This window comes from Streptomyces sp. 3N207 (assembly GCF_052246355.1).
Lineage (GTDB): Bacteria > Actinomycetota > Actinomycetes > Streptomycetales > Streptomycetaceae > Streptomyces.
In genome coordinates, this window is the sequence record NZ_JBQQBV010000014.1 from 121,852 (window position 1) to 134,474 (window position 12,623).

Consider the following 12,623-nt stretch of genomic DNA (forward strand, 5'->3'; position numbering starts at 1 on the left):
CGATTTCCGGCCGGCCTCCCCCGCCGCGTAGACTCTGCGAGTCGCTCGGCGAGGGAGGCCGGTCCGTTTCCGTACGTACGTCTTGTGCATACGGGCCGGATGCTCCGTTATCGACGCGCGCTCTTCGTAGCAGGTCCGTCGGGACCGAGTGGCACCGCAGACATCCGTACCACCGTCGCTTACGAGGAGCGCAGCATGGCTGACGTCAACATCAGCGCGACCATCCGCAACGAGTTCGGCAAGGGCTCGGCGCGTCGTCTCCGCCGCGAGGAGAAGGTCCCCGCCGTCATCTACGGTCACGGCGCCGACCCCGTCCACGTGGCCCTGCCCAGCTACGACATGATGATGGCGCTCAAGACCCCGAACGTCCTGATCCACCTGGACGTCGAGGGCAAGAAGGAACTCGTCATCCCCAAGGCCGTCCAGCGTGAGGCCATCCGCGGCTTCCTGGTCCACATCGACCTGCTGACGGTCAAGCGCGGCGAGAAGGTCCAGGTCGAGGTCCCGATCCACATCGAGGGCGAGCTGGCCCCGGGCCAGAACCTGATCGAGCACGTCTACAACTCGCTGCCGGTCGAGGCCGAGGCCACCCACATCCCCGAGTCGGTGACCGTCTCCGTCGAGGGCCTGAACGCCGGCGACCAGATCCTCGCCAAGGACATCGCCCTGCCGGGCGGCACCTCGCTCGCCATCGAGGGCGACGAGACCGTCATCCAGATCCTCGCCGCGCAGGCCGAGGAGCCGACCGCCGAGGCCGAAGAGGCCGAGGGCGAGGCCGCGGCTGCCGAGGCCGCCGAGTAAGACCCACCCTGTGTTCTGCGAGCGCCGGACGGCCTGCTGACAGTGGTCCGTCCGGCGCTCGCGGACCGGGAACCCCGAGGGGACCGGCGCAGCCGGGCAACATCTGACGACCGGAGGACCACCCATGTCGGCCACCACTCCGTGGCTCATCGCCGGACTCGGCAACCCGGGCCCCGACTACGCCGGCAACCGACACAACGTGGGCTTCATGGTCGCGGACCTGCTCGCCGGCCGGATGGGCGGCGCCTTCAAGTCCCACAAGGCGGCCCGCGCCCAGGTGCTCGAGGGCCGCATCGGCATCCCCGGCACCACCAGCACCCGCGTGGTGCTCGCCAAGCCGATGTCGTACATGAATGTCTCCGGCGGCCCCGTCAAAGCACTGCTCGACTTCTACGGCATCGGGACCGACCGCCTGGTCGTCGTCCACGACGAGCTCGACATCGACTACGGCACCCTCCGCCTCAAATTCGGCGGCGGCGACAACGGCCACAACGGCCTGAAGTCCCTCACCAAGGTCCTCGGCCGCGAATACCACCGCGTACGCTTCGGCGTCGGCCGACCCCCCGGCCGGATGCAGGTCGCCGACTACGTACTCAAAGACTTCTCCTCCGCGGAGCGCAAGGAACTCGCCTACTTCGTCGACCGCACGGCCGACGCCTGCGAGTCCCTGATCACCGACGGCCTGGAGAGGGCTCAGAGCACGTACAACAGCTGACGCCCGGTCGCGGTCAGTCGCGGTTGATGGACTGGATCTCCCGCACAGTGACCGCTACTTCCTCGACGGACTCCCCCTGGGGCATCCCATGGCGCGGGGTTCCGTCCGGACTGTCCCCCTCCGCCCAGGAGACGCGCCATATCAGATACGCCTTGAGCGTGCGGGGCGCTCCCTTTGCAGTGGCGCGGCGGTAAGTGATGTTGCAGTCGGCGTTCTTGGTGTTCACCGCATAGCCGCCGTCGCTGCCCTTGCCCAGGTCGTACGTGCACGACGCGGGGTCCGCGTCGCGCGCACCCGCCTCCAGCCGCAGCCGATCGGGTTCCGCGACGGTGGTCGCGGCCAGATCCAGCCCCGCCTCCTGGATGCGGGCAGTCACCCACACGCGGCTCAGTTTCTTGGAAAAGCGGGCATGGGTGTCGAGATTCACCACCTGATTCCCGGGCTTCGGGGAAAGGGTGAGCGGGGGCGCGGGCAGGGTGGTCTTCTTGTAGGCGAGCCCGGCAAGGATTTCCGGATCGAGAACCGGTGCATTCGGCGGTGCCGGGTCGTCCGGCCCGATGAATACGAAGCCGTTCTGGTCCAGACACTCCTTGGGGGTGCCGCCGGTTGTGTCGGTGTCATACCGCATGACGTACCACTCGCCTTTGTCCCCGATATGCATATCGGGGTACTTCTCCCGCACCCCACCTTTCCCGTCCCTCGCTTCCCCATGCCGGACATCCACTTGCGTCGCGTACGCGGAGAACTCCTCGGGCGAGTACCGAGGCTCGTACCAGCACACGGGCGGCTCCCATTCCGCACCTCGCCCAGGGGCCATGTGAGTTCCGCCGGATTCGGGGGTGTTGTGGAGGGAGAACTGGACGCGGGAGGTGATGTCGTTGGGTTTACCCCCCTCTCGGTGCGGCACCGGCTTCGCGGAATCCTCTCTTTGGCCGCTTCCACCGGCCACTGCGGGTGCAGGCGCTCCCAGCACCACCGCAGTGACCAGCGCCAGTGTGGCTTTCCGCGGTAAGTTCAGCGAGCGCATTTTTCATCACTTCCTTTCGCGCTACTGGATATGACAACCCAGGTTCCACCGCGCTTTTCCATGATGTCCTTCACGCTCGTGAAGTCGCTCAGACTGGGTTTTGTACGGACGACCTTCCCGGTGTCCACCATCTTGGCGAACGCATCCCGCTGGCTCTCACAGAAGGTCACTGCTGCAGCCTTCTTGCCCAGCTCCACCTTGCGGTTGTAGTAGCGGGTGGTACCCGTCGATACTTTTCCCGATTTCCGGTACTTCTTGAGGTTGTATCGGAAGGTCTCCCCCGCCGCGTCCTGGACATACCGCTTTGCCACAGGCAGGTCCGGGTCACCTTTCGCATAGGATAGTGATATTGCTTTGGTGGCATACTCGTGGTCCCGCAGGACCTCGTCCTTCTTCGGGTCCCCCGTGATGTCGTCCTCGAAGACAACGCGGAAGCCCTTGGGAAAGTCGAACTCCGGCGCGTCCGAATCCTCCGACGCACTCGAACTCGGCGACGCCGAGGGCGACTTCTTGCCATCCTTCGCCCCCTCGATGTCGTCGCTCTTGCCGGAGCCGTCGCCGCCACCGCAAGCGCTCAGCAACACGAGACCGGATACCGCCGCCGTCACCATTGCTGCCCGCATGAATGAGCTCACCGGCTTCCCTCTCCTCTCTTTATCTGGACGGGCCCCTTCGGAAGTTCCTCGGCGCCCTTGCACTTGTAGAGTTTCTGGGCGAGGGCGCGGGCCGCGTAGCCGGTCAGGTCTGCGAGCTTCGCTTTGCTTCCCTTTTCGCCTTCGCGGGCCATGCTCGCTCCCGTGTTGAGGAACAGAGTGGCTTTCGAGTCGCGACGATTTCCTGGGAAGCCGCAGATGGTGTCCGACTTCAGCTCCCCCTGCGACGGCGGCAATTCACTCCCGTCCTTCGCCAGAATCTGAGCGCCGATCTTCCGGTCCTCCTCACCGTGGTAGTTCTTGGAGAAATCCAGGTGGTTGGAGATATGAGCGCATCCCTGAAGCACCGTGTTCACCTGGGAAGTCCAGAACTTCGCCGTGCGGGCCAGTTCAGCGCCCAGGAGGGAGTGGGCCTTCAGATGCACAGCGGCGCGTTCGGTCGCGCCCGAGCGTTTGCCGCCGTCGCCACCATCGAGGTCGGCGGACTTACGAAGCTTGCGCCAAAGGTTGTAGGCGGCATGGCCCACGTGTCCGAGATCGTCTCGCTCGACGATCAGCCAGCCGGATCCGTCCGTACGACTACCGCCTCCGGGTCCGGTGTCGGGCGTGGTGGCCTGATTGAGCCGCAGGGCAGTCGATTCCGTCCCGCCCGCGCCGCTCTTGAGGTTGTTCCACTCCTGCTCGAAGGACACCCCGTCCACCGCTCCATCCGTTCCCGGGCCGCCACCCACGGGCCGTGTCTCTACTGTTACGTACAGGCACTCTCGGGGAGAGTAGTGGCCTTGTCACTCTCTGGGGAGAGGATTACGGCACTCCGGGTACGGGGGATGGGCCTTCGCAGGCACGGGAGTTACGGGCCTTCGGCCACCAGCAACCGGTATCCGACGTCGAGGGTTTCCTGCGCGAGCAGCTCGGCGTAGCGGGTGTGCCAGCGGCCGGTCGTCAGGTCGTCGGCGAGGCGGTTCAGACCGGGGGCGACGGCGTCCTCTCCGGTCTGGGCGAGCATGGAGATCCCCGCGCGCACCTGCGGGTCGAGATAGGCGTGCGGGCGGCGCCAGAACGCGGCGCCGAATCCGTCCGCGCAGTCATGGGGGACCTGGACCGGCTGTCGGCGCGCCCCGCCGAGCAGGTCGGCAAGTCGGCCGGTCGGGACGGCGCGGGTGTCGTCGAAGGCAGCAGCCTCCGGGAGGTAGTCCCGCACCAGCCAGAACCGTTCGCGGAAGATGTCCTGGTCCCACGTCAGGATGACGATCCGGCGGCGGGCGACCCTGCGCAGCTCGCTGATTCCGGCTGCCAGGTCGGCCCAGTGGTGGACGGTCAGCAGCGCCATGACGGCGTCGGCGGCGTTGTCGCGCAGCGGGAGGTGCTCGGCGACCGCCTGTACGGCGGGCGCGGATTCCGGCGGGCGCTGGGCGAGCATGACCTGGCTGGGTTCGACCGCGAGGACCGTCTCCGGCGGTTCGTACGAGCCGCTTCCCGCTCCGACGTTGACCACGTCGGAGGCGTTTCCGAGTGCGGCGTGGATCTGCGCGGCGATCCGCGGATCGGGCTGTCGTGTCCGGGCATACGTCGTGCCCAGCGTGTCGTAGGTGGCCATGCCGGTCAGTATGCGAAAGGCGTGCCCGCCGGGTGGCTCTGCGCGTCCATATCAGCGGCTGTCACCCTGTCGGCCAGTAGCAACTCCTCGATGGCTGCCAGTCGTTGTCCGAGGTGCCGCAGCCCCGCCACTGCGGTGATGCGGGGCTGCGCGCCGCGGGCCGCGGACTGCCGCAGCTGCCGAGCTGTCACATGGGCACACGTGTCCGGGGCCCGTGAGCCGACGGCGCGGACCTGCCCGGGCCTCGTCGGAGCGGGGGCGGCAGCCGCCAGGCACGCTCGCCGAGCAGGGACATCACGGCCGGCAGCAGCACACCGCGCACGACGGTCGCGTCGATGAGGATGGCCGATGCCATACCGAGGCCCAGCATCTTGTACTCGATGGCGGACAGGGTCAGGAAGACCGAGAAGACACCGATCATGATGAGTGCCGCACCGCTGACAACACCGGCGCTGGCGGCAGTTCCGCCGACGACCGCCTCGCGCGGCCCCGCACCCGCGAGCCATCGCTCCCTGACCCGGCTGAGGATGAAGATGTGGTAGTCCATGCTCAGGCCGAACAGAATGATGAACATGAACAGCGGGAGCCAACTGACCACGCCACCATAGGAGTTGAATCCCAGCAGTGCTTCCAGGTTGCCGTCCTGGAAGACCCAGGCCAGCACACCGTACGCGGCGCCGATGGACAGCAGATTGAGCAGGATCGACGCCAGCGGGATGGTCCACGACCGGAACACCACCATGAGCAGGAGAAACGCGAGTCCGAGGATGAAGGCGAAGACGACCGGGGTCCGGCTGTTCACCCGCTCCGCGAAGTCGTGCGGCATGGCCGTCTTGCCCGCGACCGCGTACTCGACGCCCTCCACCGTGCCGAAGGCGCCCGGAAGCGCCTGATCGCGCAGGGTCGTCAGGGCGCGGTCCGCGGCAGGATCGGTGACGGCGCCCGCGAGCGGTACCCGTACCACCATGGCGTCGCCGACCGGCACGGCCGTGATCGGCTCCCGCAGCGCGCCGCCGCTGTCGGCGGCCTGCTCGTGCAGCTCGGCGATCGACTCCCGTACCCGGGGGGTGTCGGCCGACGCGCCGTCCGTACGGTCAATGACCACCCGGGCCGCGGTGGCCGAACCCGGAAATTGCTCCTGCATCTCGGTCGCCGCGTCCACCGCCGCCGAGACGCCGGGCGGCAGGCTGGCCGTGACGGCGGCGTCCTGGAGCCGGATACCGAGCGCGGGCAGCGCCATGACCAGCAGTGCCACGGCCGCCGACGTTCCGGCGATCAGCGGCCGCCGTACGACCCAGCCCGCCACCCGCCCCCAGAAGTGCGACTCCTGTGCCGCAATCCTGCGCCTGCCCAGCCAGGGAATCCGCGCTTTGTCGACCCGGTCACCGAGTGCGGCGAGCAGCGCGGGCAACACCGTCACCGAGCCGAGCACCGCCAGGCCGACCACCAGGACCGTTCCGGCGGTCAGGCCCTTGAAGACGTCCACACCGGTGAACAGCAGCCCGGCCATGCAGACCATCACGGTCAAGCCCGAGGCCACGACGGCATGGCCGGAGGTACGTGCCGTGATCCGCAGCGCTTCGGGCACCGAGTGTCCGGCCGCCCTTTCCTCGCGTACCCGGCGCAGCGAGAACAGCGAGTAGTCGATGCCTACCGCCATGCCGATGAGCAGCACGATGGAGGAGGCGGCGCTGTTGAACGGCACCCAGTGACTGACCAGTTGCAGCAGCCCGAACGCGGCCGCGACAGTCGTCGCCGACAGGAGCAGAGGTATCCCGGCAGCGATCAGCGAACCGAAGACGGCCAGCAGGACCAGCAGCGTGAGCGGCAGGGAGGTCGTCTCCGCACGCGTGAAGTCGTCCTTGATCCCCTCGTTGACCGCCTCGGAGAGACTACGGTCGCCCGCCTGGGCGAGCCGTACGCCCGGGTGGCGCTCCCGTACCTGCTCCACGGCCTTGACGGCAGCCGCGTAGTGCTTCTCGAACCGGTCGTCAGGACCGGCCACTTCGAAGGTCACCAGCCCGGAGCTGCCGTCCTTCGATATCCAGCGCCGGCCCTGGCCCTCCAGCGGGGAGCCGAGGTCACGCACCACGCCCGGCGCCCGGCGCAGCTCGGCCACCAGGTCCTCGGTGGCTGCACGCAGTTCGGGATCGGCTGCGAACTGCCGGTCGCCGTCGGCAGCACGGGACCGGATCAGCACGTTCTCCCGGATCGAGTCACCGCTGCGCTGGGCTTCCACCAGCTGCTGGGCACGACCGGCCTCACCGGGGTCGACCGAGCGGGCCGGCTCCCCCGTCACCGGCATGCTGGACAGTACGGCGAGCACGACCAGCACCAGCCACCCGCTGATCGCCAGGGTGCGGTGGCGGGTGGACCACACGGCCACCGCTTCGATCATTCCCCGGCGCTCCGGCGTGACCGTCCCCGAACCGGTCGGCAGGCGCTCGCCGCCCGAGTCGTCCGCGGGGTCCGCGCTGCCGTCCGCGCTGCCGTCCGCACGGCCATCCGCACTGCTGGTACTGCCCGCGGCGGTGCTGTCGGGTGGGCTGTGGACAGACTTGCTTTTGGGCAGCATGAGCTGCTCTCCTCTTTCTCGGTGGAGTGTTCCTGCGCAAACTCGCCTGCGGCGAGGTGGTTCGGCTCCCCGTTGCCCGGGCCGTCGAGTTGCAGCTCGACGGCCCGGGGTGTCCACGGGCGGAAAGGGGCTATTCGACGTCCTTGAGGACCCGTTCGATCGTGTCTGTTCGGCTCCGCAGATCGGAGACCTGGCTGCCGATCTCGGTCAGTTGCTCCTCGATCCGCTGCTGTCTGGTGGCAGCGGCTTCGGCAAGCTTCTTGTACTCGCTCTCCCCGGCCAGCTGAGCCTTGGCCCGCCGCCCGGCGGCGGTCTGCCAGATGACTGTGACGACCACGGCAATGAGCAGAGTGAACATGCCGATGGTGCCTATGACTTCCTGCCACTCGTGCTCGTTCATCGCGGTGTTCCCTTCTCGATGGTCAGCGTCTCGGCGGCGCTCGCCAGGAGTTCCGGTGTCAGGTGGACCGAGAAAGGGTTCACCTCGTAGAACTTCATTGCCTTTCCGTCTTCCGACAGCTCCAGCTGGGAGGAGACCAGACCGGCCGCCTCCAGCTTTTTCAGATGGACCTGGAGCAGCGCCCTGCTGATGTCGAGCTCGCGCGCCAGCCGGCTCACGTAGTTCCGCCCGCCCGCGAGAGCCGCTACGACACGCACCCGGTGCGGGTTGGAGAGGGTGGCCAGCACCCGCACCAGGTCGTCGCCCGTCGACGTGGGGTCTCTCATCGCACCATCCAGCACCAGCAGCAGCATATGCAAAAAAAGGTTAGCAGGTGCTTGCGCTCATTGGCCGGCGACGGAACCCTGAGCAGACCCTGATACGCGGGCCGAGCGGACCCTGAGGCGCGGAAGACGAAGCATCAGGAGCGATATCAGGATCAGAGCAGGCCACCGGTGTGGTCGTCGTTCTCCATCTGGGACCACCAGTGCCACTCGGTGGCCCATGCGGCGGGGTCGACGGCTTCCACCAGGGAGGCCACCCGGCACTCCAGGAGGTCCTTCGGGGAGTAGACGAGCCAGGGCGCGGGCTCGCCGCCCGCGCCGATGTCCCAGCGGGCCCAGGCACGGTGCGCCTGCTGGTAGGTCCAGCAGGCGAACAACAGGGCCGACAGGTCCTGGTGGAGATAGGCGGCGGGGCTCCCGTGGTCGTACCAGTCGGGGAGTTCCACGCAGCCGGTGGCCCCGTCCAGGGCGAGCGCGAGGTCCGGCGCCCACCAGCCGAGGGCGAAGAAGTCGCGCTGGTAACCGCGGGTGGGCAGTTCGGCGTCGGCCTCGAAGTAGTGCGGGTGGGCCTCTGCCATGGTGCGCAGGGGGCCGTCCAAGAGGGCGTACATGTCAGCCGCGCGGGGCAGTCCGATCTCGGTGAGCAGGCGGCGGGTGGGCGCGTGGGTGAGCCCGGCGGGGAGCTCGGCCTCGGTGAACCGGCGTATCCCGCCGCCGCCTCCGCCTCCGCCCTCGGCGAGCTCTGCGACCATCTCCGGCTCGATCTCGTACGCGAGCTCCCCCGGCGCGCCCGGCCGTGCCGCCCGGTGCAGGGTGCGTACGAGCAGCGCGGTGCCCCAGTGCGCGGGCTCGCGGACCGGCTCTTCCGCGTCGTACAGCGCATACAGGCGCGGGTCGATACGGCGCAGCCGCCGCGCGGTCTCCTCGCGTATCCGCGCCAAAGCGGCCATCCCGCGCTGCTGACCTGGTGGTACGGGGTCGCGAGGGCTCCCGGAGACGGCCTCGATCTCGCGGATCAGCCCGGCGAGTTCGGGCAGCCCGGAAGCGATCAGGTCGTGGCACAGGTCCTCGCCCTCCCAGGCGACCAGGTGCACTCCGCCTCCGTCGCCGTCGAGCACCAGCCGGGCCTCCCAGTGGTCGGTGCGGCCGAGAACGAGGAACCGTCCGTCGAGTGCGACGGGCGCGCCGTCCTCCGACACGTCCTCGGTGAGCGGTGGCAGGTGTCCGTCCCGGAGGCTGGTGAAGTCCAGTTCCGCGGCCTGTTCGGGCAGGCCGACCTCGGTGAGGAAGCGCCGGCTCGGCTCGTGCCGCAGGGTCTCGGGGAGCGATGCAGCGTCCAGGCGACGCCATGGACGCGTGGGTGAGTCCGCCGCCATGTCATCCCCCTCGTCCCCGGAGCCGCGCATCTCCGGAATGCCGCATCTGCGGAACCTCGCATCTCCGGAATCGCATCCCCGGAATCGCGAGCAGTCTGCCCCTCGGCACCGGAAGACGCGACTCCGATAGTGACCCAAGCATGCGCAAGCCGGTCAGCCGAGGTTGACCGACTACCGTCAAGTGGCCAGGATCTCCGCCATGTCTTCACGAGCCGCACAGTCCAACGCCAGGCGCAGCCGGATGCGGCGGCTCGGCGAGAGCGCCTTCGGGATGCTGCTGCTGGCGCGGGCCGGGTTGATGGCGCTGATTGCGCTGGTGCTGGTGGTGGCCGGGGTGTGGACGTCATGGGACACCGCGAACACCGCCATGTCGGGGGCCGAGCGCGGCACCGTCACCGTCAAGAAGTGCGGGGAGGACGAGTGCACCGGGACGTTCCTCAACAAGAAGACGTCGAAGCCCGAGAAGGTGACCGTCTCCGAGTTCGTCTCCGGCGGCAAGGGCCAGACGCTCGATGTGGCCGTACAGCCCGGTACGGACCACGTCATACGGACCGGGCCCGCCGGGGTGCTGTATGCGTGGGTGCCGCTGGGCGGTGCGCTGCTGCTGGCCTCGCTGGTGATCGCGGGCGGCCTGCGGATGCGGAAGACGGCCCTGCTCACCGGGGTGTGCGGGGCACTGATCATGGGCGGGGCCTGGGCGCTGCTCAGCTTCTGATGTCCCAGAAGAAGGTCCGGGTACGCCGGGGCGCGCGGCGCGGTCCGGGTACCGACGACGATCGCGGTGCCCCAGTGCGCTGGCCTGCGCCATCGTCCTGACCGCCCTCATGAACGAGAGACAGCTCAGTCGCGGTCGGTACCACTTGCCCTTGTCACCCCGGTTTGCCGTTGTCAGCCCGGTGGACATCCCCGTTCCTGCCGCCTGACCCACCGCCTTCGTGGCTGGCCTCGCCGTGCCGACCGTCGGCTTTCGAGGCGTGGGGCCCACTTGGATGTACCGAGGTAACGATCACTCCGCTGAGCTGGGGTTTTTGCGCTGTTTGGCAGTGAAGCGCGCCTTCTTCTGACGATTCCCACACGTGTTCATGTCACACCATTTGCGGCTGCGACTTTGGCTGGTGTCGAAGAAGGCAGCTTGGCAGGTTGGCGATGCGCACAGGGCCAATTTTCCGTCTCGTTCGCCTGCGATGATGCTGATCGCGTCGGCGGCGATCACGCTGAGGGCATCTTCCACGCAGGAAGCCGAGCTGAGCCGCCATTGACGATTGCCCTCGGGCGTCAGGATCGCCGCGGCCCGACCCTGAGCGCTGAAGTCATTGATGACTTGGACAGCAGACGCAGGGAGAGCGTCCTGGATCGCGGCCGCTGTCGCGGCGGCGTGAATCGACTCCCTCAGTTCCCGAGCGAGGTCGAGCTGGGCGGTGGTGCAGGAGTCCACGGCGAGGCCGTACACCGCCAGCCAGTCGACGAGTCGCTGCGGCGTGGGAATGCGCTCCACAGCGTCGCCATGACGCTCCGACAGAGTGCCCGTGAAGCTGGTCGCCAGCACGCTGCCGAGGCGGAAGTCAGGGAAGCCAGTACGCATGGAACCACCTTAGCTGGTTGCTCGCCGACACGTAGACATGCTAGAACCGTCTTAGCCGGTTCGCGACAGGTCGTAGCCGGTTCCGCGATGGCCAGGAGGTCTCATGCCCCGCCCAACCAGCGACGTGCAAGCATTTGAAGCCCACGCAACTGACGCTGACCTCGACGATCTGCGCGCGCGACTGGCCGCGGCGCGGCTGCCGGAGGCCGAGACGGTCCATCGCGCCGCGCCCGACCCTCGCCGATGGGAACAGGGCGTTCCGCTCGCCGACCTCGTCGATGTCGTGAACTACTGGCGCACCGGGTACAACTGGCGGTCGTTCGAAGAGCGCATCAACCAGATCGGCCAGTTCCGTACGACCATTGATGATCTGGGAATCCACTTCCTGCACCGCCGATCCGCGCGCGCGGATGCCACTCCGCTGATCCTGACGCACGGCTGGCCGGACAGCATTGCCCGGTTCATCGATGTAGTGGACGAGTTGGCAGATCCGAAAGACGCAGCCGCGCCGGCGTTCCACGTGGTTGCCCCGTCGCTGCCGGGCTTTGGTTACAGCGACAAGCCGGCCACCACCGGCTGGGGAACCGAAAAGATCGCGGCCGCGTGGGTGGAACTGATGGGAAGGCTCGGCTACAGCAAGTTCGTAGCCCACGGCGGCGACTGGGGAGGCAATATCACCACGGTTCTCGGCGGCAGGTTCCCGGGGCACGTTCTCGGCATCCACACAACGTTCGCGGAAGGACCGCCCGGGTTGACAACGGATGGACTGACGGAGGTCGAGCGCGAGTGGGTCGAGGAAACCCGCGATTTCTGGAGCCACCGCGCGGCGTACGCGAAGCAGCAGGCGACCCGTCCGCAGACCATCGGCTACTCGCTCGTCGACTCACCGGTCGGGCTTCTCGCCTGGATCCTCGACAAGTTCGCCGAGTGGTCAGATACCGAGGACAGCCCGTTCGAGACGATTTCCAGAGATCGCGTTCTCGACGACGTCACCCTGTATTGGCTGACGCGGACCGGCGCATCGGCGGCCCGCATTTACTACGAAAGCCACAACTCGCTGGACCCCGAACTTCGGGTCGACGTCCCCTCAGCACTCACTATGTATCCCCGCGACGTCGAGAAGTGCCCGCGCCCCTGGGCACAGGAGCGGTACCGACAGATCGTCCGGTGGAGGACGCCCGAAAACGGGGGGCATTTCCCGGCGCTGGAGGTTCCCGAGTATTTCGTCAAGGACCTGCAAGAGGGCCTCGCGGCAGTGCTGGCCGCCAATCGGTGAACGCGGCTGGGTGTCGGCCTCCATCACCGCCTGATCCGGCTCAAGGCGTTGCCCGACGGCTTCCCGACCGAGTTCACCCCGACCGAGTTCATCGAGACGGCAGAACGTGGTCGGACAGGCCGCGGCGAAGACAGCGTGGAGCATGTCGAGGTCTTTCGGAAGGTAGACCTCGACGCCCACCCGCCAATACGCCCGACTACACCCTCAACTGCGAAGAACCGGTAATGCGGGGTTCGTACCATCTGGAGGGCGGCTCCCACCGCTCGCGGCGGGGGCCGGTGTCATGGGGGTGCCGCCG

14 protein-coding genes are annotated in these 12,623 nt (G+C 67.8%); 4 read left to right on the plus strand and 10 right to left on the minus strand.

Going from position 1 to position 12,623, the window contains the following annotated elements; genetic code table 11:
- The first annotated feature begins 195 nt into the window (after positions 1 to 195).
- Positions 196 to 801 (plus strand): 50S ribosomal protein L25/general stress protein Ctc, encoded by a 606-nt coding sequence (locus tag ACTWP9_RS22330; protein ID WP_443247999.1) that lies wholly within the window; start codon positions 196 to 198, stop codon positions 799 to 801.
- 124 nt (positions 802 to 925) lie between these two features.
- On the plus strand, positions 926 to 1,516 hold the full coding sequence (gene pth / locus ACTWP9_RS22335) for an aminoacyl-tRNA hydrolase (protein WP_443248000.1): 591 nt from the start codon (positions 926 to 928) through the stop codon (positions 1,514 to 1,516).
- Positions 1,517 to 1,529: 13 nt separating this feature from the next.
- Here pth and ACTWP9_RS22340 read toward each other — a convergent pair whose 3' ends face one another.
- The 9 genes from ACTWP9_RS22340 to ACTWP9_RS22380 form a co-directional block, all read right to left on the minus strand.
- A complete protein-coding gene (locus ACTWP9_RS22340) occupies positions 1,530 to 2,198 on the minus strand; it encodes a hypothetical protein (protein WP_443248001.1) in 669 nt (222 codons plus the stop codon).
- A 332-nt stretch (positions 2,199 to 2,530) separates the two neighbouring features.
- A complete protein-coding gene (locus tag ACTWP9_RS22345) occupies positions 2,531 to 3,178 on the minus strand; it encodes a hypothetical protein (protein ID WP_443248002.1) in 648 nt (215 codons plus the stop codon).
- Entirely contained in the window at positions 3,175 to 3,888 is a 714-nt protein-coding gene (locus ACTWP9_RS22350) for a hypothetical protein (protein WP_443248003.1), read from the minus strand. Before ACTWP9_RS22350 ends, ACTWP9_RS22345 begins: the two co-directional genes overlap by 4 nt.
- A 158-nt stretch (positions 3,889 to 4,046) precedes the next feature.
- Positions 4,047 to 4,793 carry a methyltransferase domain-containing protein gene (locus ACTWP9_RS22355; protein WP_443248004.1) on the minus strand — a complete coding sequence of 249 codons (747 nt, stop codon included), beginning with the start codon at positions 4,791 to 4,793 and terminating at the stop codon, positions 4,047 to 4,049.
- Between the two features lie 5 nt (positions 4,794 to 4,798).
- Complete coding sequence (locus ACTWP9_RS22360) at positions 4,799 to 4,984, minus strand: hypothetical protein (protein ID WP_443248005.1); 186 nt, start codon at positions 4,982 to 4,984, stop codon at positions 4,799 to 4,801.
- Positions 4,981 to 7,368, minus strand: coding sequence for an MMPL family transporter (locus ACTWP9_RS22365; RefSeq protein ID WP_443248006.1), 2,388 nt, complete (start codon positions 7,366 to 7,368; stop codon positions 4,981 to 4,983). The genes ACTWP9_RS22360 and ACTWP9_RS22365 overlap by 4 nt, the downstream gene beginning before the upstream one ends.
- A 130-nt stretch (positions 7,369 to 7,498) precedes the next feature.
- Positions 7,499 to 7,768: a hypothetical protein gene (locus tag ACTWP9_RS22370; RefSeq protein WP_443248007.1), complete on the minus strand. Its 270-nt coding sequence runs from the start codon at positions 7,766 to 7,768 to the stop codon at positions 7,499 to 7,501.
- On the minus strand, positions 7,765 to 8,094 hold the full coding sequence (locus tag ACTWP9_RS22375; RefSeq protein ID WP_443248008.1) for an ArsR/SmtB family transcription factor: 330 nt from the start codon (positions 8,092 to 8,094) through the stop codon (positions 7,765 to 7,767). Before ACTWP9_RS22375 ends, ACTWP9_RS22370 begins: the two co-directional genes overlap by 4 nt.
- A 152-nt stretch (positions 8,095 to 8,246) precedes the next feature.
- Positions 8,247 to 9,467 carry an SUKH-4 family immunity protein gene (locus tag ACTWP9_RS22380; protein WP_443248009.1) on the minus strand — a complete coding sequence of 407 codons (1,221 nt, stop codon included), beginning with the start codon at positions 9,465 to 9,467 and terminating at the stop codon, positions 8,247 to 8,249.
- A 199-nt stretch (positions 9,468 to 9,666) separates the two neighbouring features.
- Here ACTWP9_RS22380 and ACTWP9_RS22385 point away from each other — a divergent pair, with 199 nt between their 5' ends.
- Entirely contained in the window at positions 9,667 to 10,182 is a 516-nt protein-coding gene (locus ACTWP9_RS22385) for a hypothetical protein (RefSeq protein ID WP_443248010.1), read from the plus strand.
- A 291-nt stretch (positions 10,183 to 10,473) separates the two neighbouring features.
- On the opposite strand, the gene ACTWP9_RS22390 is transcribed toward ACTWP9_RS22385, so the two are convergent.
- Positions 10,474 to 11,049 carry a CGNR zinc finger domain-containing protein gene (locus ACTWP9_RS22390; RefSeq protein ID WP_443248011.1) on the minus strand — a complete coding sequence of 192 codons (576 nt, stop codon included), beginning with the start codon at positions 11,047 to 11,049 and terminating at the stop codon, positions 10,474 to 10,476.
- 103 nt (positions 11,050 to 11,152) lie between these two features.
- Here ACTWP9_RS22390 and ACTWP9_RS22395 point away from each other — a divergent pair, with 103 nt between their 5' ends.
- Complete coding sequence (locus ACTWP9_RS22395; protein WP_443248012.1) at positions 11,153 to 12,325, plus strand: epoxide hydrolase family protein; 1,173 nt, start codon at positions 11,153 to 11,155, stop codon at positions 12,323 to 12,325.
- The last annotated feature ends 298 nt before the right edge of the window (positions 12,326 to 12,623 follow it).

What these genes read in the sequence shown, in the direction of transcription:
- ACTWP9_RS22390 (WP_443248011.1), bottom strand. Translation starts at nt 11,049, where the DNA reads ATGCGTACTGGCTTCCCTGACTTCCGCCTCGGCAGCGTGCTGGCGACC.
- ACTWP9_RS22375 (WP_443248008.1), bottom strand. Translation starts at nt 8,094, where the DNA reads ATGAGAGACCCCACGTCGACGGGCGACGACCTGGTGCGGGTGCTGGCC.
- ACTWP9_RS22385 (WP_443248010.1), top strand. Translation starts at nt 9,667, where the DNA reads ATGTCTTCACGAGCCGCACAGTCCAACGCCAGGCGCAGCCGGATGCGG.
- pth (WP_443248000.1), top strand. Translation starts at nt 926, where the DNA reads ATGTCGGCCACCACTCCGTGGCTCATCGCCGGACTCGGCAACCCGGGC.
- ACTWP9_RS22355 (WP_443248004.1), bottom strand. Translation starts at nt 4,793, where the DNA reads ATGGCCACCTACGACACGCTGGGCACGACGTATGCCCGGACACGACAG.
- ACTWP9_RS22395 (WP_443248012.1), top strand. Translation starts at nt 11,153, where the DNA reads ATGCCCCGCCCAACCAGCGACGTGCAAGCATTTGAAGCCCACGCAACT.
- ACTWP9_RS22365 (WP_443248006.1), bottom strand. Translation starts at nt 7,368, where the DNA reads ATGCTGCCCAAAAGCAAGTCTGTCCACAGCCCACCCGACAGCACCGCC.
- ACTWP9_RS22370 (WP_443248007.1), bottom strand. Translation starts at nt 7,768, where the DNA reads ATGAACGAGCACGAGTGGCAGGAAGTCATAGGCACCATCGGCATGTTC.
- ACTWP9_RS22380 (WP_443248009.1), bottom strand. Translation starts at nt 9,467, where the DNA reads ATGGCGGCGGACTCACCCACGCGTCCATGGCGTCGCCTGGACGCTGCA.
- ACTWP9_RS22330 (WP_443247999.1), top strand. Translation starts at nt 196, where the DNA reads ATGGCTGACGTCAACATCAGCGCGACCATCCGCAACGAGTTCGGCAAG.